The organism is Acinetobacter sp. LipI_19 (assembly GCF_058242925.1).
The window spans coordinates 2,100,464-2,124,241 of record NZ_JBZAYK010000001.1 but is presented as its reverse complement, the minus strand read 5'-3'; the positions used below and the strand labels follow the sequence as shown (position 1 = coordinate 2,124,241).

The 23,778-nt window shown below is 37.2% G+C and carries 16 protein-coding genes, 1 tRNA gene and 1 pseudogene; 14 read left to right on the top strand and 4 right to left on the bottom strand.

Annotated elements, in window-relative coordinates:
• Positions 1-57: 57 nt before the first annotated feature.
• The gene (gene grxD, locus AC4CVF_RS10490; protein WP_336953200.1) at positions 58-399 is read left to right on the top strand and encodes a Grx4 family monothiol glutaredoxin; all 342 of its coding nucleotides are present in this window, start codon (positions 58-60) and stop codon (positions 397-399) included.
• Between the two features lie 243 nt (positions 400-642).
• On the opposite strand, the gene AC4CVF_RS10485 is transcribed toward grxD, so the two are convergent.
• Positions 643-3,282 carry a Lon protease family protein gene (locus tag AC4CVF_RS10485; RefSeq protein WP_490789390.1) on the bottom strand — a complete coding sequence of 880 codons (2,640 nt, stop codon included), beginning with the start codon at positions 3,280-3,282 and terminating at the stop codon, positions 643-645.
• Positions 3,283-3,463: 181 nt separating this feature from the next.
• Here AC4CVF_RS10485 and AC4CVF_RS10480 point away from each other — a divergent pair, with 181 nt between their 5' ends.
• The 4 genes from AC4CVF_RS10480 to rpmE all read left to right on the top strand — a co-directional run bounded on the left by AC4CVF_RS10480 (position 3,464) and on the right by rpmE (position 8,333).
• Positions 3,464-5,659: an AmpG family muropeptide MFS transporter gene (locus tag AC4CVF_RS10480; protein WP_490789389.1), complete on the top strand. Its 2,196-nt coding sequence runs from the start codon at positions 3,464-3,466 to the stop codon at positions 5,657-5,659.
• A 290-nt stretch (positions 5,660-5,949) separates the two neighbouring features.
• Positions 5,950-6,351 carry a lactoylglutathione lyase gene (gene gloA, locus AC4CVF_RS10475; RefSeq protein WP_336953193.1) on the top strand — a complete coding sequence of 134 codons (402 nt, stop codon included), beginning with the start codon at positions 5,950-5,952 and terminating at the stop codon, positions 6,349-6,351.
• A 539-nt stretch (positions 6,352-6,890) separates the two neighbouring features.
• Positions 6,891-7,871, top strand: coding sequence for a bile acid:sodium symporter family protein (locus AC4CVF_RS10470; protein WP_336953192.1), 981 nt, complete (start codon positions 6,891-6,893; stop codon positions 7,869-7,871).
• 237 nt (positions 7,872-8,108) lie between these two features.
• The gene (gene rpmE, locus AC4CVF_RS10465) at positions 8,109-8,333 is read left to right on the top strand and encodes a 50S ribosomal protein L31 (RefSeq protein WP_004721254.1); all 225 of its coding nucleotides are present in this window, start codon (positions 8,109-8,111) and stop codon (positions 8,331-8,333) included.
• A 132-nt stretch (positions 8,334-8,465) separates the two neighbouring features.
• On the opposite strand, the gene AC4CVF_RS10460 is transcribed toward rpmE, so the two are convergent.
• Genes AC4CVF_RS10460 through epmB form a run of 3 tightly spaced genes read right to left on the bottom strand, consistent with a single transcriptional unit; the run spans position 8,466 to position 13,464 of the window.
• Positions 8,466-10,700 (bottom strand): EAL domain-containing protein, encoded by a 2,235-nt coding sequence (locus AC4CVF_RS10460; protein WP_490789388.1) that lies wholly within the window; start codon positions 10,698-10,700, stop codon positions 8,466-8,468.
• Positions 10,682-12,433 (bottom strand): cyclic-di-GMP receptor FimW-related protein, encoded by a 1,752-nt coding sequence (locus tag AC4CVF_RS10455; protein ID WP_490789387.1) that lies wholly within the window; start codon positions 12,431-12,433, stop codon positions 10,682-10,684. Before AC4CVF_RS10455 ends, AC4CVF_RS10460 begins: the two co-directional genes overlap by 19 nt.
• Before the next feature lie 14 nt (positions 12,434-12,447).
• Complete coding sequence (gene epmB, locus AC4CVF_RS10450) at positions 12,448-13,464, bottom strand: EF-P beta-lysylation protein EpmB (RefSeq protein ID WP_419328295.1); 1,017 nt, start codon at positions 13,462-13,464, stop codon at positions 12,448-12,450.
• A gap of 339 nt (positions 13,465-13,803) precedes the next feature.
• Between epmB and efp the strand changes: the two genes are divergently transcribed.
• From efp to AC4CVF_RS10405, 9 genes and pseudogenes are all read left to right on the top strand, one after another.
• Positions 13,804-14,373, top strand: coding sequence for an elongation factor P (gene efp / locus AC4CVF_RS10445; RefSeq protein ID WP_004721246.1), 570 nt, complete (start codon positions 13,804-13,806; stop codon positions 14,371-14,373).
• 397 nt (positions 14,374-14,770) lie between these two features.
• A complete protein-coding gene (locus tag AC4CVF_RS10440) occupies positions 14,771-16,870 on the top strand; it encodes a carbon starvation CstA family protein (RefSeq protein WP_336953186.1) in 2,100 nt (699 codons plus the stop codon).
• Between the two features lie 32 nt (positions 16,871-16,902).
• Positions 16,903-17,205, top strand: coding sequence for a YbdD/YjiX family protein (locus tag AC4CVF_RS10435; RefSeq protein WP_004721243.1), 303 nt, complete (start codon positions 16,903-16,905; stop codon positions 17,203-17,205).
• Positions 17,206-17,402: 197 nt separating this feature from the next.
• The gene (locus tag AC4CVF_RS10430; protein ID WP_490789386.1) at positions 17,403-18,428 is read left to right on the top strand and encodes a 2-dehydropantoate 2-reductase; all 1,026 of its coding nucleotides are present in this window, start codon (positions 17,403-17,405) and stop codon (positions 18,426-18,428) included.
• Positions 18,429-18,565: 137 nt separating this feature from the next.
• Positions 18,566-19,525: an AAA family ATPase gene (locus AC4CVF_RS10425; protein ID WP_336953182.1), complete on the top strand. Its 960-nt coding sequence runs from the start codon at positions 18,566-18,568 to the stop codon at positions 19,523-19,525.
• Positions 19,526-19,537: 12 nt separating this feature from the next.
• Positions 19,538-20,446: a DUF58 domain-containing protein gene (locus tag AC4CVF_RS10420; RefSeq protein ID WP_483770014.1), complete on the top strand. Its 909-nt coding sequence runs from the start codon at positions 19,538-19,540 to the stop codon at positions 20,444-20,446.
• Positions 20,447-20,455: 9 nt separating this feature from the next.
• A pseudogene (locus tag AC4CVF_RS10415) lies at positions 20,456-22,470 on the top strand (transglutaminase TgpA family protein).
• 44 nt (positions 22,471-22,514) lie between these two features.
• Positions 22,515-22,591, top strand: a tRNA-Val gene (locus AC4CVF_RS10410).
• A gap of 147 nt (positions 22,592-22,738) precedes the next feature.
• Positions 22,739-23,758 (top strand): tyrosine-type recombinase/integrase, encoded by a 1,020-nt coding sequence (locus tag AC4CVF_RS10405; RefSeq protein WP_096735498.1) that lies wholly within the window; start codon positions 22,739-22,741, stop codon positions 23,756-23,758.
• The last annotated feature ends 20 nt before the right edge of the window (positions 23,759-23,778 follow it).

Genomic DNA, 23,778 nt, shown 5'->3' with positions numbered 1-23,778 from the left:
ATATTCTTTATTGTGGATTTAGGTATAATGCAGGCAGATGAGTTGAGGATTTAATCAATGACTGAACAAGCGCGTGATACAGAAGCGTTAATTCGCGATCAAATAGCTAAACATGCAGTACTTCTTTATATGAAAGGTACTCCGCAATTTCCACAATGTGGTTTCTCTGCGCGTGCAGTTGAAGCACTTAGCCAAATTGGTCGTCCATTTGCTTATGTAAATATCTTGGAAAATCCTGATATTCGTGCAACTTTGCCACAAATTGCAAATTGGCCTACATTCCCTCAATTGTGGATTAATGGTGAATTGATCGGCGGTAGCGACATTATTCTAGAAATGTTCCAAAATGGTGAATTAAAACCATTGATTGAGCAGTATAGCCCAGCGCCAGATGCTTAATGAGTAGATGATGTAGAAAAAGCACCGGAAGGTGCTTTTTTATTTGGCTAAGATTTATTTTGTTCTAGGATGGGAAAATTGATCAACAGCCTAGACAAGACTTTGCGATAACTGGTAAAGAGTTTAAGTGTTTAGATATTTTAAAAAAACAGGAAGTTTAACTCATTAATGATCATGAAAAATAAGACAAAGCCTTGAATATTCAAAGCTTTGTCTATGTGAGGCTGTAAATTAACAATCAACTTAAGATGAATTTCGTTTATTCTGCTTTGCCACAACTTCAAGCTGGTTTTCTTCAGTGAAGACAGTTGGTGCTTCAGCTTCAGCCTTTTTCAGTTTTTTTTCCTTCTTCTTTTTTTTCTTTTTCTTTGGTTTCTGTTCTATTTCAACACCATCTTCCAATGCCTGCCAATATTCAAGCTGTGCCATCACTGCTGCATAGATTGAACCCTTGGTATAGCGGTCTTTCTTGTCTAAGGTACCAACAGGGCGCGCCATTAGGATTTCTAAAGCTTGGTCAATAGTGTCAATTGCGTGGATGTGAAATTGACCTTCATTGACAGCCTCAATTACATCATGACGAAGCATCAAATGCTGCATATTCTGACGAGGAATAATCACACCTTGTTTGCTGGTTAATCCTTGTAGCTTACATGCGTCGAAGAATCCTTCAATTTTTGCATTAACTCCACCAATAGGCTGAACTTGACCCAATTGGTTCATTGAGCCTGTGATTGCCCAAGATTGATCGATAGGCAATTGGCAGATCGCAGAAATTAACGCAGAGAGTTCTGCAACTGTGGCACTGTCACCATCTACTTGACCATAACTTTGTTCAAAGGCGAGGGCAGCAGAAAAATGCAAAATCTGTTCACGACCAAAATGTGCTTTTAAGAAGCTTGACATGAGCAAGACACCTTTGGCGTGTAATGAACCACCCAGTTCCACACTACGTTCAATATCTAGAATGTCACCACCACCTTGGTATACAGAAGCGGTTAAGCGTGAAGGTAAACCAAACTCAACGTCGGCATATTGGATCACAGATAAAGCATTAATTTGACCTAAGCGATGGCCACGAGTTTCGATTAACTGAGTGCCACGTGACAAGTCTTGCCAATAGAGCTCTCTTAAATAGCCTAAGCGGTATTGACGATGTTTCAGGGCTGTATTGATATGATGAGACGTAACTAACTTTTCGTCCGACTGCGCTGCATGATGATGTGACTCACGAATTAAATCACCAAGCGTTAAAGCATGTAAAGACAATGAGCTTTGGTCTTCAGCTTGGCGACTTGAATCTGTTAATAACGCTGCCAATGCAGAGCGATCAAATGGCAGTAATTTATCTTGTTGAACATAGTCTGCAATCAGTTGCATATAGGCTTGCTCATTATCATCATTACGTTGCAGAGTGTCGGTAAAATCAGCACGAATTTTAAAAACACTGCCTAATTCTGGCTCTAATTCTAAAATTTCATAATAAATTTCAGGTTCTGCCAATAAAACCACTTTTAAGTTAAGTGGCACAGATGCCGGTTCAATTGAAATACTGCCTGTTAAAGTCAGCATGTGCTCAAGAGAAGATAACTTTAATTGTCCTGATTTTAATGCGCGTTTTAGACCTTGCCATGCATAAGGCTGTTCTAACAGTTGTTCCGCTTCTAAAATTAAAAAACCACCATTGGCTTGATGCAATGAGCCTGGACGAATCAGAGTAAAGTCAGTGGTAATCGTACCATTTTGTGTCAACTGTTCAACATGTCCAAGTAAATTGTAATGTGTTGGGAAGTCTTCAAAAATAACCGGTGCACCAGAATTCGGTTTATTGCTCACTACGACATTGGCTTGGTAACGTGAAGGAACACGATTAAATAAAGCAGGAGAGAACTCTTCACCTTCTTGATCTAGAATCGTTTCAACATTTTCAATGATATCAGCAGCAAAATGTTTTAAATATTGATCTAGTCCATTTACGGTTTTAAATTTACTTAAAATTAAATCAATACGAGGAATTACCACTTGTTTGGCAATATCACGATTCAGTTCAGAAACTTGATCACGTGCATCATCTTCTAAATCACCTAACTGAAGACCAAGCCGTTCAAGTTTCTTATCCATATAACGCATATTGGAATTAATTTCTGCACGCTGTTTACTGTCAAGCGCATTTAAATCTTCCTGTGACATTTCCAATATTTTGTCATCTTTGACATGGATCGGCACAAAAATATGTTCATCGTTACGATTAATTAGTTTTAGGTCTAGGTCTTCGCCTTCTTTGGTCAGTTCAACTAAAGCGAGTTGTTGCTCATTTCCCGTAATCTGACGAATGCGTTCAATACGATTGTGATACGTTTCTGCACTAAAGCGACGTTCAAGTTGTTTAAGAATGGTTTGCCAAGCTTGGTGGATTAAAGCTTGAAACTTACTGCCTTGACCTGCTTGAAAACGCAGGGCAATCGGTTGTCGCGCATTTTTAAAATTATAAACATAGACCCAATCATCAGGCGTTTGCATAGTTTTGGCATGTTGTTGCAACAAGCGCTTGATCATGGTCCTTTTTCCAAGACCTGCCGTGCCCACAGCAAAAATGTTGTAACCTGAATAAGGTAAAGCAATCCCTGCTTCTACAGAGGCTCTGGCACGATCTTGCCCTAAGAAATTATTTAAAGGCTTGATTCTCTTGGTTGACGTAGGAATCTTGCTCAGATTGGGGATATGCGTCAGTTGTTCTGATTTTAGTGCGGTTTGTGTCAACGTGTTTTGAATTTCCGTTTGATCAAAAGCAGATGGAAAAATCGTTTCAGTTTTTTGTATTGGGGTTGCAGTCGTCGTAATTGAAAGAGTAGTAGAGCTTAATTGATCGTGTCTTTGGGTCACAGGTGAAATCCAAAACTTATATGGGTTGAAAAGTTAAAGGTATACAGGATTGGGGGTAAAGATCAAGCGCCAAAAGCGGAAATATCTGTAAAAGCGCTCATCAGTTGCATAAAAGTGATTGAAACTCTAAGCATTAAGCGGTTGAATAGCACTATTTCATTTTTCAGAAAATAACAACGCAATGACAACGCAATTATCTCAGCAATCAGCTGAGCAGAATTCCACAGCAAAAAAAGGATGGAAATCTGCTTTTGCCGCTTTTATCGATCGGCGTGCTGCAATTATGCTCTTTCTTGGGTTTTCGGCAGGTATTCCCATTCTGCTAATTTTCTCAAGTTTATCTTTATGGCTAGGTGAGGCCGGAATTGAAAAAAGTGCAGTGACTTTTTTTAGTTGGGCTGCGCTAGGCTATTCTTTTAAATTTGTATGGGCGCCACTGATTGATGAATTACCCGTCCCGATACTCACCAAAAGACTGGGGCGGCGACGCGCATGGTTGTTGATTGCACAAGTACTAATTATCTGTGCGATTTGTATTATGGCGTTTTCTGATCCCGCTTTGGGCCAAAGTTATATTTACCAAATGGCTGTGGGGGCTGTATTACTGGGGTTTTCCGCAGCAACACAGGATATTGTGATTGATGCCTATCGAATTGAGCTGGCTGAAACTGAGATGCAAACGGTGTTGGCATCGACCTATAACGCAGGCTACCGTTTAGGGATGATTCTTGCTGGTGCAGGCGCTTTATTCCTTGCTGCTTCTTTGGGAACTGCAAAAGGGAACTATATTTATGAAGCATGGAAATATACTTATTTAACGATGGCACTGGTGATGCTGGTGGGCATTATCACAACCTTAGTGATTCGAGAACCCTTGGTTAATCGAGTTGATAAACACTATAAAAATATTGATTACTATCGTTTGGTTTTGGTTTTTATCTTGGCTGTGGCGAGTTTTGTTTGTTTATATATTTACTCTGATGACATGGTTCAATATTTACAAGCGACTTGGAAAGTCGAAGACAACTTGCTTAAGTTTTTAATGGAAGCTGTGCGCTTTTTAGGCTCAGGTCTCGGTGCAATTCTTGTTGCTACATCGTTGATACGTTTTGGTGTCGTTAATAAAAAGATGGCCTATGAGACTTGGGTTAACCCGATTGCTGATTTTTTTAAGCGTTATGGGGTAAAACTGGCATTGGTTTTACTGTTATTGATTGGTTTTTATCGAATTTCAGACATTATTGCTGGTGTTATTTCGAATGTTTTCTATCAAGATTTAAACTTTACCAAAGAACAAATTGCAGAAGCTGTTAAAATTTACGGGGTGATTTTTAGTCTATTGGGTGGTTTTTTAGGGGGGTTACTTGCACAACGTATGAACATTATGAAATTGATGTTTGTGGGTGCAGTTTTAGCAAGCTCAACTAATTTAATATTTATTGGATTGGTGAAATCTGGTGCACCGATGCAAGCAGTATCTGTACAGATTGGCGATAAGAAATTTCAAGCTCAACCTGATGAAGTAGGTTATTGGAAGGTTTCTGTGCCTGGTCAGGACTTGATAGGGGAAAATACCATTCATATTAAAGCAGCATTGGTTAATCAGGCTGTTGCAAATGAATATACGGTGCCCTATCTAAAAGAAGAAGCCAAGGCTCAAATTCAATTATTACCTATCACTAGTGATAATCAATTATCTGCAACAGAAGCGAAGCAAAGTATTGTGGTTAAGGGGCAGATTGCGGGAATACCTGTATCTGAGCTTAATCCAGATCAGCCGATTACACTTAAACTCGATGACAAAACATACCCAGCAAAATTAGATAGAGATGGTTTATTTAGCGGTGCGATTGATGGTAAAGCTTTATATGCTTCTGGCACAAAAAACGTGATAGCTGTGGTAAACTATCAACAAACAAAAGCAGCATTGAGTACTCAACAAAGCTATCAATTAACAGCGATAAAAAGTGATATCGATGTAGATATTCAACCACTTCCAGTGATCAAAGCAGATTCATCTGCAGCCGTTGAGATTAAGGGTAAAGTGATTGAAAAATATAGTTCTGATTGGCTGTATTTTGCTATCGTTGTTGATAATTTAGCTTCGGGTTTAGCGGGTGCAGCATTTATAGCGTTCTTGTCTAGTTTGACCAGTGTGTCATTTACAGCAGTTCAATATGCGATCTTTAGTTCATTGATGACGCTTACACCTAAGATTTTAGGTGGCTATTCTGGAACAATTGTTACCCACATTGGTTATCCTAAATTCTTTTTAATGACCACCTTAATTGGTATTCCAATCCTATTGCTTGTGTTATGGGTTGGAAAATTGTTGCGACAACATCAAGCGCAAAAGATGAATCAATCCATCGAGTAAGCGACTGAATTACTCAAGATAGATTTATGAGGATAACAAGAAGCCTATTTTATCTTATAGATAAAATAGGCTTCTTTAACAGGATGAGAGTTTGAACCATTGGATTGCTAACACATTCAAATAGTTTATTCTAAAGATAAAGTTGTAGTGTTCTTCTAAAATAAGCTGTTATTGCTTAAAAATAATCCAGAAGATTGTCTCATTGATCTGACAAAATATAGATAATTTGAAATATTGAATTGTATTGCCTATATTGGCAGATAATATCTGACTAAACAGGAAAATAAATCATGCGCATGTTGCATACCATGTTACGAGTAGGCAATTTAGAACAATCTTTAGCGTTCTATACTGAAGTTCTCGGTATGACATTACTTCGTAAACGTGATTATGAAGAAGGGCGGTTTACTTTAGCATTTGTGGGTTATGGTGATGAAGAGCATCATACTGTATTAGAACTTACCCATAACTGGGATACTGCAAGTTATCAATTAGGTAATGCCTATGGACATATTGCTATTGGTGTCGATGATGCATATAAAGCCTGTGAAGAGATCAAAGCACGTGGTGGTAATGTGGTACGTGAAGCGGGTCCTATGAAGGGTGGTGTCACAGTCATTGCTTTTGTTGAGGATCCAGATGGCTATAAAATTGAATTGATCCAACAAGATCAAGATGCTCGAAATAATTAGGGGCCGTTGACAATTTGTCTACGTTTGCGACTAGGTGTGTTTTTTAGGCGATACTAGGCGCGAGATACGAAATTTAGCCATTCTAAATGATGAAAAACATCGTTTCGCAAGGTAACAATGTACCGGTAAAAACATGCTAGTCCCCGCTGTGCCTTGCGTTGCAAACAAAGCCGTGCTTTGTTCTTGCTCAGGGTTGTGGCTAAAATTATCTCAGCCTATGTTATGGAACTCGAAAATAGTCTCGCTATTCTCATTCATGCTTTACGACGTATACGTCTCATGCTCAATGTTAACCTACAACGCAAGCCATTTATGAAATGTCTACAGCCCCCATCATTAAAAAAATGATGAGGGTCTATTGCTTATTTAGCAAAGAAATATCAATAGGCCTTAAATTAACTTGAGATGTGTCGTAAATAAATAGTGAATATTTAGCCAAATGAATAGCTTTATTTATTTCGCTCAGTAAGATTGAATTTTACCTGGTAGTAAAATTTAACTACTGGGCTTTTTCATGTTTAGAATACAGGACGTTGCTTATGAAAATGTTGAAATTATTAGCATTAGATCGCTTTACGATACTTTTAATCGCAATGGTGGTTTTAGCTTCTATTTTTCCGATTTCAGGACAGGCAGCGCTTATCTTTGGAAAAATCACTACAATTGCAATTGCGATTTTATTTTTCCTACATGGCGCAAAATTATCACGTGAAGCCGTGATTGAGGGGGTTTTGCATTGGAAATTGCACGCACTGGTTTTTGCTTTTACCTTCTTAGTTTTCCCACTATTGGGCCTAATGGCAAAACCTGTGCTTGAACCTTTGCTTGGACAACAATTGTATTGGGGTTTTCTGTTCATGTGCTTTTTGCCATCGACAGTACAATCATCCATTGCCTTTACCTCTGTTGCAAAAGGCAATGTGGCAGCTGCAGTGTGTAGTGCCTCATTCTCCAACCTGATTGGTATGTTTATTACTCCGATTTTAGTGAGCTTATTTATTTTTGGTCAATCTAAACATAATTATGACCCAACATCTTCTATTATAGAAATTACCTTATTACTGTTGGTTCCATTTGTATTAGGACAAGTATTACGCCCATATGTATTCCCACTCATGCAAAAAATGCCAAAGATCGTCAAGGTTTTCGATCAAGGCTCTATTTTGATGGTGGTCTATGGTGCATTTAGTGGGGCAGTAGTTGCTGGTTTATGGCATCAGGTCAGCTTATCTACATTGATCTATCTAACCTTAGCATGTTCAATTCTACTCACAGTGATTATGTTGTTGGCTTTGTATGTTCCAAAATGGCTTGGTTTTAGTAAAGCAGATCAGATTTCGATATTCTTCTGTGGTTCGAAGAAAACTCTTGCCAGTGGTGTACCTATGGCGCAGATTCTATTTATTGGACAGCCCTTAGGCATGATAGTTTTACCGATAATGATTTTCCATCAAATCCAGTTAATGGTTTGTGGAGTGATTGCTAACTATTGGTCTAAGCAAAACCATACTGACGAGTAAATTATATTGATTTTTAATCAAGTGGCTCGCAATTTATAAATTTTTCAAGTATAATCTTGCCCACTTGTTGTGCTTAGCTCTGACGCTTATAGTCTCGGTGGGCCAAAAGAAATGGTCTGTTATGGTGTTAATCTGTTGATTTAGAATTTAAATCTGCTTTCCTCAAAGTTTTATTAGATTTTGAGAGTGGTTAATTGCGATGACAGCTAAACCTTTCTTAACTTAGGAGAATCGACCATGCGTGCCGATATTCACCCAAAATATGAAAAATTAGTTGCTACTTGTTCATGTGGTAACGTTATCGAAACTCGTTCAGCTTTAGGTAAAGAGACACTTTATTTAGACGTATGTTCAGCTTGCCACCCATTCTATACTGGTAAACAGAAGAATGTTGATACTGGTGGCCGTATCGATAAATTCAAACAACGTTTTGCTGGTATGTCACGTTCTGTTAAACGTTAATACGACAAAACATAAAAAACGGGCTAAAGCCCGTTTTTTTTGTTGCTGAATTTTATCCAGTTTTAATCTATTTATGTTATCAATTAAAAAGGTTGAGTTTTTTAGGCGCTCAACCTTTTTTGATATTATGCTTTATTGATCTTGGACGTCAGTTAAATGGTCCAATTTTTTCTGAAAATATTCACCTTGTAAGTATCTTACATCTACATTCCAAGCATTTGCAAAAGAGTTCATATCATTTAAATTTTTCAGCAAAAATTCAATTGGTTTAATAGTGTGATATTTTTCCAGGGTATGTTGGAATTGAGTCATGCTGGCCTCACTATTCATCTGCTGCGTAAACTTCTCATCCAGTGTTAACAAACTTACATCCAATTGTTTTAAGATAGCTTCACTTGAAATACTAGAACCAAAACGTCGAATTGAAATTTCGGCACCATGATCACGTAAAACACCAATTTGCTTGTGAGATTCAATGATATTTTTTGCTATATCCTCTTCATCAAATTGTAAAATCAGAGGATGGGATTGACGGCTTCCAACAATCGTTAAGAGTTTAGAAATAAGCTCAGGGAACTGCTTGTCGTGAAATAGGACATGGCGATTTAAATTAACGATTAATTTTGCTTCTGGATACTGGGTGATAAAGTTATGTAATTGCTTACATGCTTCAACTAATATCCAGCGATCTAATTTAATTGAAAGTTCAATATCATCATCTAAATCAATTAAATTACTTACTTTTTTCCACTGATTTTCAAAAATAAAACCGCTACTAACCTCATAAGTATTTAAATTACTATCTTGTTTGTCATAAAGTTGTTGGTATTTTAGCTGAATCTCACTTTTTTCAAGAGATTGTGCAATTTGACCAAGAATAGCGGAGGTTTTAAAGATATGAGCCGCTGGAGTTTCTTTAATTTGTTCTTGTTTCTCTACCAATGTATTTTCAAGCTGAGATTTTGCTGTAGGTTCAATCGGGTCACTTTGAAGCTGCAATGGTTCAGCATCTAACTTTTGTTCAACCAATGACAATTCAATTTTAGTGTCTTGTAAAGTTGCGGTTAATTGTTGGTCTGATACAGACTCTTTTTTTGCTAAACGATGATCATAGGCTTGTTCTAAAACATCCTCAAAATTTGCTTCTGTAAAGTTGTTTTGCTGTATATTTGAATATCCAATCTTAATATTCAGTGGATAAGTATGACTATCAATCTCAAGTAATTGTGGCTTTTCTAAAGCATGAAGTCCATGGATGCGTGACTCTAAAATCGTCTCTGATTCTGCTTGTAAAATAACAGCATACAATAACATATCAATTTGATATACTGTGCTATTGGTTTGTTCTTGAATAAAATTTTTAAAGCCTTCTAAGTACTGAATAGCTGTTTTCCAAGGCGAAGTTAAAATATTCTCAGGACAAGCGGCGAAGCTAAAAAGGACTAAAGCATTAGATTTAGCGGGTTGATTAATTAAAGCATACTGAATTTTTTGGTAACTACTAGCGACACTACTCATTCCTTTTTTAGCAGAGTCGAATGAGTGAGCTTGAGAGGCTTGACTTGTAGAATTGTTCTCAATGGTGATTTGAATACAGTCTTCTTCATCTGAAGGAAGAAACTCAATTTTCAAAGGATTTTCTGATTTAGCATCGCTATTCAGGGTATCTATTTCAAAACGTGCTAAATCAAAATTACCTTGAGAAATCTTTTTAAAACGTTGTTTAAAATCATGGATATTCTTAGGCTTTAAAATATCTAATAAAGGCAATCCAATAATTTCTGCTTCATCTTTTAGACCAAACAATTTCAGATATTCAGTATTGGCTTGGGTATGAATACCTTCCTGAATTAAGGCAATTGCTTTGTGCTGTTCTTCAACCAAGGCTTGAGCTTGGTTCTTGGCATTTTCAAGATCATTTAAAAGGTGTTTTTTCGCTTGTAAGGTGCGACTGTAAGACAGTGCACGAATTAAGCTAATATAAAAACGATCGGTATATTTTAAGTCAACTACATCATAGATGCCTTTTTGAATATAGGATTGATATTGGTTGGTTTGATAATCTTCAGGTTTTAAGAACAAAACAGGTAGATCAATATCAGCAGAGGCTTGAATCAATGTAATAGCTTGCTCAATTTTGATGTCATAAGCACGACCAAAAATAATCAAGTCCCATGAAGTATTGAGCTGCTTTTCAAAACTTTTTAAATCATCAAGTAATATCGCTTGTACTTGATGATTCTTACTTTGAAAAAGATCAATAATTTGATTATAACGAATTTGGTTATCATCAATAATGAGTAATCTAGTTTCAGACAGTTTTAATTTTTTCGATAATAATAGATTTCTCACTTTAAAGCTTCCCATACATCTTGATTATTCAAATTGGCTGATTGGTGTTGAATGAACTGATCTATACGATTATTTTCTTCATCATTGATCAATTCAAATTCGAACTGAATAAAGCTCTGGGTAATTAACAGTGTTTTTGTTAAATACACTTTAATTTCTTCAGTGTCTAAACGTAAATAAATGGCTTGCTGTTCTTTGAAGAACGGTAAATTTGGCAAAATAATAGAAATATTTGATTCATTCAAATTTTGTACTTGAACCATAAGACAAGGGTGGTAGTTAATGGTTGAGCGATCTGCTGGAACTTTTACTGCACATGGGTAAATATCTTGGGCTAAAACCTCTAGACCAACTTCATAGGTTTTTTTAACAGACTGTTTGATCCAACGAATGATTGCACCTTTCCATTTGTCATTGAGGCTTTCATTGACCAAGATAAATTCCCCTGTTCTTAAGTTTCGTGGGGTTTCATCTGACCATCGAATACGATAACCACTGACGCTAATGTCTAGTACTTGAGTTTGATAGATTTGTTTTGCTTCACGGTCTAAACTTTTAATTTGTCCTAAGTTTGATGCGGTGCTTGAGCCTGTTGAAATAGATGAATGGATATTGGATTCAGACTGAAATGCATAATTGTTATTTAAATTGAGTGTTTCATAGAAATTCTTAGCTTTGGATAAATAGAAATGCGCTGTTTGTAAGCTAAAGCAAATTTGAAGTTGTGCAGAGTATTCATAGCGCTCATGTTGACGTTCAGTTGTCGTACCCAAGACATTTTGCACATGAAACTTTAATGCAGCGGATAAATAGATCTGTTCATTTTTAGACAGATATTCATCTTTATGAATCGTTGAATTAATATGTTTCAGCAGATTCTGTGTAGAAATATATAAAGAAGTCCGAAAGTTAGCATGTTGTTTGCGATTGTAAATGGGCGGAACGTCTTTTGAGCCATCAATCACATAACGCGATAAACTGGTTTCTCTTGGTAATATTTGAATAAGTTTAACCCAATCAAATGTACATTGATAAAGCGCTTGTGTTTCTGTTGGACGAATCTGATGCGTATTAAAAATATCCAAAAGCAGTACTTGTGCATAGGCTTGCTGGATATTTTGAATGGTAAAATGTGTGCCTTGTAATTGATTGATATTAATATTAAATTCTTGATTCTTAACAGCGAGCTCATAAAGAAGGTGGGTGGTTAACCATTGATGGGTCAATGGACCACTGTAGAGCATTTGTTGCTGAACTAATAATAAACCAAGCTGTTCTAAAGCATAAAAGGTTGCAAGTGTACGTGCTGTCTGTAAATTTCGTTTTTCTTTGAAATTAAAAAATGAGAATTTATTTGAAACTAGTGTTTGATGACTTCTTCGCACAATATTGATGTACACGTTGGCAAAATAGGTGCGAATTCTAGAAGAAAGATCAATAATATGTTCAATACGCGCATTTTGAGAAAGACCTTGATTTAAGATATTTTTTTCAAGGCTAGATAAAATACTTTCTGTAATTGGATGTAAAACTTGAATTAAGTCAAAGCGTAGCATTTCGCTACAATCTAATTCACTGATTTCACTTATGGCTTTTAAGACAGACTCTGAGGTGTCACCAAGTTGCATAATAGAAAGTGTGGCCACCCATGCATTGACAGACGCCACAGAGTTTTCTGCAAAACTTAGACTTTCTCGTTGTAGAACCGTGATATTTTGAAAAATTTCTGAAATTTCTTTATTTATCATGAGTATTTCAACTCTTAAAAGGTTGTGACTCCAAAAAGCGGTGTTTTATTATTCTCTCCCGCGACTTCTCGAACCAGTTTAGGAACTAGATAACCCGGTAAACTGGCCAATACATCCTTATAGATCTGATCAATTTTTTCCGCCCCTAAATCGAAATGATGTGCACCTTTTACCTTATCTAAAACATGAAGATAGTAGGGTAAAACTTGTGCTTCAAAAAGTCGTTGACTCAAATTAACAAGAGTTTGTGCAGAATCATTCACACCTTTAAGTAAGACTGCTTGATTCAACACAAGAATATTTTGTTTTGCTAAATGAGATAACTTTGAACAGGTCAAATTATCTAATTCTGCTGGATGATTTGAGTGTACCACTAGAATTACACGTAGCCTACTGTTTTTCAATAAAGAAACTAGCTCTTCATCGATTCTTTCTGGAATTACAATTGGAACTCGTGAATGAATTCGCAAGATTTTAATCTGACTGAGAGATTCTAGACGTTCTATCCAGATGGCTAATTTTCGATTAGATAGCGTCAACGGATCGCCACCACTCAAAATCACTTCATTAATTTCCGGATGATCTTCTAAATAGCCTTTAATGTTCAACCAATCTTCATTTTTAGGTAAATTGTCTTGATAAGGAAAATGACGACGAAAGCAATATCTGCAATGTACGGCACAAGCACCGGTAAGGGTAAGTAAAAAACGTGACTTATATTTGTGTAATAATCCAGGAATCTGATTGGCTTGTTCTTCATCAAGAGGATCTATGATAAAGCCTTCATGTTCTTCCATTTCAAGATGATGTGGTAAAACTTGTAGTAAAAGCGGATCTAGGGGGTTTCCAACCTCCATCTTTTTTACAAATGCGCGCGGTATACGTAGTTTAAATTGTCCAGACGCGAGGATAGCGCCAGACAGTAACTGGGCTTTAGAAAGTTCAAGTGTTTCTAACAGCTCTATTGGGTCAGTAATTAAATCACTGAGTTGAGATTGCCAATTTTGCTCTTGATATAAGTAATTTAACATGCCACGTGCGATAAATAGTTGGAGATAGGGAAAGCGGATTGTATTGCTTGTTCAGATTGAATTTGTCAGGTCCAATTTGAAATATTTCAATGGAAAAATGCTTTCAGTACAGTTGATTTGTATTGAACAGCAGTGAATCACCAATGAATCGAAGATTTTACCCTCAATCTGACCGAACATGGGTAATTTTTCATTGCTTCACGATGTATTGCTCATTTAGAATACGAAAAATGTAAAATACATTCTTTGCTGTTTGGAATGATCACTATCACAAATCGGGTGATTTGCTGATAGCATCGCAGTAGAGATTTAAATTAGTAAGTTCGGAGTGTGCCTTTCATGGCCTATTATTCTACAAATGATTTCAAAGCTGGCCTAAAGGTTATGCTTGATGGTAACCCATGTTCAATCATGGAAAACGAATATGTAAAACCAGGTAAAGGTCAAGCGTTTAACCGTGTAAAACTACGTAACCTAAGATCTGGCAAAGTATTAGAAAAAACTTTTAAATCAGGTGAATCTCTAGAAGCAGCTGATATTGTAGAAGTAGAAATGGATTATCTCTACAACGATGGCGAATTGTGGAACTTCATGGATCCCGTATCTTTTGAACAAATTGCTGCTGATAAAGTTGCAATGGGTGATGCTGCGAAATGGTTGAAAGACGATTCAAACGAAAAATGCACAATTATGCTATTTAATGGTATTCCATTAAACGTAAGTGCGCCAAATTTCGTTGTATTGAAAATCGTTGAAACTGATCCTGGTGTACGTGGTGATACTTCAGGTGGTGGTGGTAAACCAGCTAAACTTGAAACAGGTGCAGTTGTACGTGTTCCATTATTTGTACAGCAAGAAGAAAGCGTTCGTGTAGACACTCGTACTGGTGATTACTTAGAGCGTGCTTAAGCATTTTTTGAAAAATGAAGAAGCTGAGGGATGATGAAAATCATCCCTTTTTTATTGTATTTAGATTAGAGTTTGTATAAGCCTTTCTAAGGGTAAAAGCTTTTATAAAATAGAGAATAACGGCTAAATTTTCGACTAAAGTCGTAGAATGATAGCCCATAATTAATAGTAGAGTCAGATAGTCGAATTATTATATGAATGATAAAAATAACAAAGTCACGATTTAAGTCATTGTGATGTCATGCTAATAGTACATATTCAGATCAGTTTTAATGCCAAAGTCTTAGATGAAAACAAAAAAATGAGGAGTAGAGTCACCAAGGAATGAGTCACGGAAATGCATTACGCTTTATAAAAACAATGGAACTGCTTTTTGTAATCAAGATGTGAGGTTTTAATGGAAAATATTCAAACAAAATCATCACCCTTATCAAAATTGATCTGGGTGATTGTCGCCATAATTGGTGCAGTATCTTTTGGAATACTTGCGGTGAGCAAGGGTGAGCATGTCAATGCGGTTTGGCTAGTACTTGCAGCGGTATGTGTCTATAGCATTGCATATCGTTTTTATAGTTTATTTATTGCCAATAAAGTTTTTGAACTAAATTCTCGGCGATTAACTCCAGCACATCGTTTAGCAGATGGCTTGGATTATGTTCCGACCAATAAATATGTACTTTTTGGCCACCACTTTGCTGCTATTGCAGGAGCGGGGCCATTGGTTGGACCTATTCTTGCTGCCCAAATGGGTTATTTACCCGGAACAATTTGGCTTTTAGTCGGGGTTGTTCTTGCAGGTGCGGTTCAGGATTTTTTGGTTTTATTTATCTCTACACGTCGAGATGGCCGCTCACTTGGGGAAATGGCAAAGCAAGAGCTTGGTTCATTTGCTGGTGTTGTGGTCATGCTTGGTGCATTAGGCGTGATGATTATCATCCTTGCTGTATTGGCATTGGTAGTGGTAAAAGCACTTGCACATAGCCCATGGGGTGTGTTTAGTATTGCAGCGACGATACCAATTGCCTTATTTATGGGCATTTACATGCGTTATATCCGCCCAGGTAAGATTGCTGAAGTATCTATCATTGGTTTTGTTCTGATGATGGCTGCAATTGTTTATGGTGGAAATGTTGCCGCTGATCCTTATTGGGGACCATTCTTCACATTAACAGGAACACAACTCACTTGGGCTTTGATCATTTATGGATTCGTCGCTTCAGTATTACCTGTTTGGCTGTTATTAGCACCGCGTGATTATTTATCAACTTTCTTAAAAATTGGTGTAATTGCAGGTTTAGCAGTGGGTATTATGGTTGCAATGCCAATGTTAAAAATGCCGGCTGTTACGCATTTTATCGATGGTACAGGTCCTGTCTTTGCTGGATCCATGTTCCCATTCTTATTTATTACCATTGCTTGCGGTGCGATTTCTGGTTTCCATGCCTTAGTTTCGTCTGGAACTACACCTAAACTGATTGATAACGAAGTCAATATTCGTGTCATTGGTTATGGCGGTATGTTAATGGAATCATTTGTTGCAATCATGGCAATGATTTGTGCAACAGTGCTTGAACCGGGTGTTTATTTTGCGATTAATGCGCCAGCGGCAGTATTGGGTACTACAGTAGAAAGCGCGGCAGAAGCAGTACGTACACTTGGTTTTGTGGTTACACCTGAAACATTGAGCTTGCTGGCAAAAGAAGTCGGTGAAAGTACGATTCTTTCGCGTACTGGTGGTGCACCAACATTTGCAATTGGTATGGCTCATATCATCACGGATATTTTCAATAATCGTTCAATGATGGCGTTCTGGTATCATTTTGCGATCTTATTTGAAGCGCTGTTTATCTTAACTGCAGTCGATGCTGGAACTCGCGCATGTCGTTTTATGGTACAGGATACGGTGGGTATCGTTGTTCCAGCACTTAAAAACTCACACAACTTCGTGGGGAATATGATCGGTACAGCGGTTGCTGTTGCGGGATGGGGCTTCTTTGTTTATCAAGGTGTAGTCGACCCACTTGGTGGTATTAACAGCTTATGGCCTTTGTTTGGTATTGGTAACCAAATGCTTGCGGCAATGGCTTTGATCTTAGGTACAGTGATTTTATTTAAAATGAAGAAAGAGAAATATGTATGGGTTACCATTATCCCAACAATTTTCTTATTCATTACCTGTATGACTGCGGGTTGGCAAAAAATCTTCCATACTAATCCTAAGATTGGATTCTTGGCTCAGGCGGATAAATTCTCAACAGCAATTGCCAATGGTGAAATTTTAAAACCAGCCAAAACACTTGAAGAAATGCAAACCATTGTATTGTCCAATCAAATCAATGCTGCACTATGTGCATTCTTTATGATTGTTGCGATTGTGATGCTGTTTGCCGCTATTGGCGCAATTCGTCGTGCATTGGCGAGTCCTACACCAACAGTAAATGAAGCTCCAGCGGTATATGCAGATCCTGAAGAAGTGTCTGTTTCTAAATCACACTAAGTTGATATTGCAGATAGAGTGAGAGGTGAGTGATGAAGCTTAAATTTGCTCAAGGTGGTAAAACGGTGATTTATAAAATCATCAAGATGACCATCATGTCGCAAAAGGAACTAATTTTTAATCCTAAAAATTGGTCTAGAATTGCAACATTATGGACACGCTTACAACAAAGTTTCCGTTTGATGGTGGGTGTTCCAGATTATCAAAATTATCTGGAACATATGAAAAAGCATCATCCCGATATGGATGCAATGGATGAAAAGACTTTTCATCGCTATTGTGTAGATGCCCGCTATCCAACAGCTGGTGGAACAATGAAGAAATGCCCATGTTGATGGAATGTATAAGTTGATTTAAAGCTTAAATAGAAACGGCACTTGGGTGCCGTTTTTTATTGAAGATGAGCGAAGTGATTTATCGGTTTAACGCAATAACAGCACACTTCATGATTAGACTTGTCGTATAACTGACAGTTGGCAAATTCTAACTCCGCTAAAATCATGTAATACATATAAATGAAAAGGAGACTGCTATGAAAATCTATATTTATGGTGCTGGTAGTATTGGATGTTATATTGGCGGTCGATTAGCAACGGTAGGTGCTGATGTGAGCTTTATTACACGTTCTCGTGTATATGAAGAATTAAGCACGTCTGGTTTAAAACTGACAGATTACACTGGTAAAACGATAAAAATCGCGGCAAATGATTTACAGCTCAGTGTTGATCCTAAAATAGTCACAGATGCTGATATTATTTTTGTATGTGTAAAGTCGGCTGCGACTGAGCAAGTTGCCAAGGAACTTTATGACAACTTGGGCGCACACAGACCCTATATTGTGAGTTTTCAAAACGGGTTGAGTAATGTTCCGATTTTAAAGCGGATTTTAAAACATCATTCGATTTTAGAAGGTATGGTGCCTTTTAATGTTGCAGTTCAAGCAGTTGGGCATTTTCATCAAGGGACATCTGGTGCGTTGCATGTGAAAGCGTATGCACAGCAACAGGATTTAGCCAAGCTTTTTAAACAAGCTGAATTAGAAATTGTTTTTGATCAGGATATGCTTGCAGTGCAATGGGCAAAAATTTTGCTGAATTTAAATAATTCAATCAATGCTTTATCAAAGTTACCGTTAAAACAACAATTGTCTAATCATCAATATCGACAATGCCTTGCTATGGCGCAACAAGAAACGTTATATCTCTTAGATTTAGCACAAATTAAGCCAGCCAAACTCACAGCAATTTCGGCACATCTATTGCCTAAAATAATCAGTTTGCCCGATTTCATTTTTAAAATATTAAGCCGTAAAATGTTGGCAATTGATCCCTTGGCGCGATCATCTATGCAAGATGATCTGATGGCAGGGCGAACCACAGAAGTGGACTGGATTAATGGCGAAGTCGTTCAGCTCGCCCAGCAGTTAGGTAAACAAGCGCCTATCAATAAAATCTTAATCGAATTGATTAAACAGGCTGAAATTTCAGGAAGTGAATTTTCAATTGGTGCAGATGATTTAAAAATAAAGTTAAAACATGCTGCAAAGTTAAAATTTTAGTTGATGGGGGCTATAAATTTTGAAGTATATCTAATATTCAGCAAATGAAAATAAGGAATTATAGCAGTCAAGATTGAGTATTCCTTAAAACCGTGTATGTTAAAGAAGTTACAATAATTTTATTGGGGAAATATAAGGTGATTTGGGGAACAACACAAGTAAAGGCATCAGAACAACATAGTCCTGTAACAAATTTAGACCTCGTTCAGTTTTACCCCAAAATTGATGACTTTTTAAGTCAAATTAACCAAATTATTTTAGATAAAAGTCATCAGACTAAACTGGCGTTATGTAGTCTATTAGCTGGTGGACATTTACTTTTTGAAGATCTACCCGGACTTGGAAAAACCACCTTAGCCAGCAGTTTGTCACGTCTAGCAGGTCTCGATTTTCAACGGATTCAGTTTACCAATGATATGCTGGCAAGTGATGTGATTGGGATCAATATGTTTAATCAAAAAGAGCATCGATTTGAGTTTAAACACGGTCCAATCTTTACCCAAATTCTGCTTGCAGATGAAATTAACCGCTGTAGCCCTAAAACCCAAAGTGCTTTGCTTGAAGCAATGGAAGAGGGCAATGTCACTATAGATGGTACACGTTACTCTTTACCTCATCCATTTTGGGTGATTGCAACGCAGAACCCACTTTTTCAAAGTGGAACCTATAGTTTACCAGAGTCACAACTTGATCGTTTCTTAATGCGACTGTCTTTGGGGTATCCATCACGCGCAGCAGAAAAACTATTACTACAACAAAACTCACGACATGATTTGATTGAAAAGTTGCAAGTAATTTTTCAACATCAGGAAATTTTGCAATTACAATGTATGGTAAATCAAATTACATTAAGCGATGTGGTTTTTGAATATATGCTTGATTTAGCAGAAGAAACACGTAAAGGTCGTCATGGCTTATCTCCACGTGGATTATTGGCGTTAAAAAAATCAGCACAAGCCTATGCTTTGATTGAAAAAAGACAATTTGTAATTGCAGATGATGTACAAGCCGTATTTGTTGCTGTGGTGTCTCATCGTATAGGATTAGGTGAGTCTGAGACACGAGCGCTTATGCAAAAAGTTCCTGTAAAGGGCTAATTGGAAACGCTTATGTTAGGTCAACGATTTGTTAAATGGCTGCATCTTCGGTTTCGCTATACAGGAACTCGTACACTGAAACAAAACCAAGTGTTGGTTTTTATATACCAGCAGGGTTTTTTATATCTAGTCCTCATTCTGATTACTTTTATTGCTGGTATTAATTATGCCAATAATTTAATTCTTGGCTTTTGTTTTTTAATGAGTGCGATTTTATGTATTAGTTTCTATCTCAGTTTTAAACAATTACATGCGATTACATTAGACGTAATTGTCGATGAGGTGGGTAAGGTTAATGAAGTTTTTAAAGTGAAAGTAAACCTACAACAGGACCGTGCTACGCCTAAATTTTTAAACTTTAAATTTGATGAACAATTACAATCTTTTCTATTTGAAGAAAAACAACAAAGTTTTGAATTGAATTTTATCCCACAACAACGTGGCGAATTTTCAGTCCCCCCAATTCAAATTTACTCCACATATCCACTCGGTTTGGTGCGGGCATGGACCTATATTTATTTAACTGAAAGTTATTGGATTGCTCCTGAAGCGAAGCCTTTAACGCATCAATCACAGAATTATTCTAATACGGGCGAACCTGATTTAGATGAATTTAAAGAGTTAAGGACTTTTAAATCAGGTGATTCATTGCAAAGCATTTCTTGGAAACAGGCTGCGCGTGGACAAGGATTATTTGTCAAACAATTCGATGATTTGGTCGATACCCATGCGATGCAAATTGAATATAGCAAAATGCCAAGTGCAGACCATGAAGAGAAGCTGAGTTTTATGATGGAGTTGGTCGATCGATGTCATCAGACTGAAACGCCGTACAGCATTATTTTACCGCATGCACAAACTGAAAATGGGATTGGAGAACAGCACTATATTCATATCAAAACCTTATTGGCGCAAGCGTGAGGATGAACAATGAATAAATCGATACAAATTTCAATTTTAGTTGTGCTGAGTTTACTTTGGTTGGCACAACTGGCTTATATGCCTATTGCATTGTCTATTTTATTCCTCATTAATATAATGACTTTGGCGCTGTATTATGACAAAAATAATAAACATCAAGTCTATAATCTGCCTCGATTATTTACACAAATCCCAAAATTAGTTTTTGCACTTTTAGCTTTGCTCATCATTTATTTTGATTCACGCACATTTTTAGGCGTAGAAGCAGGGACAGCCGTTCTCTCCACTTTTTTATTTGCTAAAGCGCTTGAAACCAAATCAAAACGAGACTTCATTATTCTGTTTAACTTCGCTTTATTCGTCAGTGCCAGTTTGTTTTTACACAGCCAAGCCTTTTGGATGGCACTGTTAGTTTTGTGCTGTTTAATCAGTAGCTTGGTTGGGCTATATCGTGTACAAATCGTTAATTTTGAAATAGATCAACCGATTTTTCAGTCATTTAAAACTGATTCAATACATATTGTTAAATTTATTGCATTAGCTTTGCCATTCTTTGTTTTACTGTTTATGTTTTTCCCGCGGTTGCCACCACTTTGGCAAATCCCCATTCCCAATAATAAAGCGGTAACGGGATTGAGTGATCGTATGTCACCTGGTGATATCGCTGAGCTTTCACAGTCTAGTTCATTAGCATTCCGAATTATTGGCAATATGAAGCAATTACCAAACCGTAATGAACTATATTGGCGTGCGATGGTGCTTGATCGCTATGATGGCACAACATGGACAAGTGAATTTCCCAATAAACAGGTAAAAGCCTATTCCAAGATCACAGGGCAGATTGATGGATTTCATTATCAGTATCTTGCCAGTGATCCAAGTCAGCAATGGATTACCGGTTTGGAAAAGTCCATTCCAATAGAACAACATTTTGAGTTACACCAAGATTGGTCGATTACACCTAAACGACTGGTACAGCGAACCCAGCCAATTGAATTACAGTGGTTGGGAGGTCAGGTTAGAGATAGTCAGGATTCACATTTTGAACAGATGATGCTGAAAAATAACCTCAGTTATCCTAAAAAGAGTGATCTACAAGCTCAGAAGTTTGCTTTAAATCTGTATCAGCAGAGTCAGTCTAATCCTGAAGCTTATATTCAGAATGTATTGAACTGGTACAAGAAAGAAAATTTTGTTTATACACTTGCCCCTGGAAAGTTAGGGAATCACCGTGTTGATGAGTTCTTGTTTCAATCACGGCAGGGGTTTTGTGAACATTATGCCTCAAGCTTTGTCTTGCTGATGCGTTATGTTGGGATTCCAGCGCGTGTGGTCACAGGCTACCAAGGGGGGAGTTGTCTCCTGATGGTCAGAGTTGGGAAGTACGCCAGTTAGATGCACATGCTTGGGCTGAGGTTTATCAACATGGGCAATGGCAACGCATTGATCCAACAGCTATCATTGCACCAACACGTATTGATCGTGGTATGCAAAATGTGATGAATGATGATCGTTCGATTTTTGGTGATGCGGGTTATTCAAATTTGCGTTTTCAGCATTCATCGCTGCTTAGAACATTGCGTGTTTGGAGTGACTATGCTGGTTTTCAATGGCAGAGTAAGGTTGTCGGTTACGATGCAGAGAAGCAAAGCGGCTGGATGAAGAAACTTGGCTTAACATCGGCCTATAGTTATGGTTTGGTTTTAATTTTTGGAATTCTCGGATTACTGTTGATCTATTGGGGTGTGACGCAATTTTGGCGCATTCGTCAAATGTCAGGACTTGAGCGAATCATTGCTCAATTTAATCATCAATTATCTGTGGTTGATCAAAAAGCAGAAGCAGAAACGTTTCAACAATGGATGCAGCGTTTAACCTTGCGGGCTGAACAAAAACATCTGTTTGAGCAAGTGAATCAGATTTTTCAAAAAATTGTCTATTTAGGTAATGAAAATCAACAGGATATTAAAAATATCAAGAAATTGCTTAAAGAGTGTGCGAATGCATTAAAAGTGAAGAAATAAGGCTTGTCATCTTATTAAAAAATGAATAATATTCTCAGCACTTCAGGTGTATAGCTCAGTTGGTTAGAGCGCTACGTTGACATCGTAGAGGTCTCCAGTTCGAGTCTGGATATACCTACCATATATTTTTCAAAGACTTATAGGCGAATCAAATGCTTATAAGTCTTTTTTTTTGCCTATTTGTCGCATTTAATTGTTGGCAGAGTTGGAATTATTGGTAAAAAATGGCAATATTTCTATGCCATTTGCGACAAGTCTGCGACAAAAAATGAAGCTTCCAACGCCAAGAAAACGTGGTGAAACGTATACTATTACGGTTTCATATGAAAATAAAAGATACTACTGCACAAGAGACACTGCGAAAGAATGTGAGCAATGGGCAGCATTAAAATTATTAGAATTAAAATCTCAATCTAGAATTGAGTCTGGCGAAGTGAAACCAAAGTTTCTATTTCGGGATCTCAATACAAAATATTATCAAGATGTTGGCCAGCACAATAAATCAAAAAGTTCACGGGCTTGGATTGCAGGTCAATATAAGAATTTTGAAAATAAATTTGGAGCTTTGGCCCAAAAATCAATATATGACATAACTCCTAAAGATTTGACAGCTTGGCGAAATAAGCGAATGAAGGAAGTTGGTGAAAACACAATTCTTAAAGAAATCTCACATTACAGTGCAATATTTTCTTACGCTCAAAAGGAATTATTTCTCCTGGATGAAAACCCTTGGTTTTTGATTAGTAAACCATCTAAGCCAGCCGCCCGAAATCGCAGAATACATCCATCCGAAATTGATTTAATTCTAAGTGTTATGGAATACGAAAGAGGGTGTGAGCCAGTATATCCACATCATTACGTTGCTTGGGGTTTCTTATTTGCAATAGAAACAGCAATGAGGCGTGGGGAAATACTGGCAATGAATAAGATAGACATAAAACAGGGATATGTTCATCTGCCAGCTACTAAAAATGGTGAAGCTAGAAATGTTCCGCTTTCTGAAGAAGCCAGGGCATTGCTGGATCTGATTAAGCATGATGGAAGAAAGATCATTCCACAGTCAGAAAATGCTTTTCGGCAAACTTGGGAAAAACGTAAAGCTGAAATTGGCTTAAATCAATTACATTTTCACGATACTAGGCATGAAGCGATTTCAAGAATGGTCAGGGTAAGAAAGCTACCAGTTGAGATTTTAGCTAAAATAACAGGGCATAAGAAAATTGATGTGTTAATCAATACTTATTACAATCCGAATGCAGATGATTTGGTTGCAGCTTTCAACGGTTAAAAATAAACCCGCATGAAGCG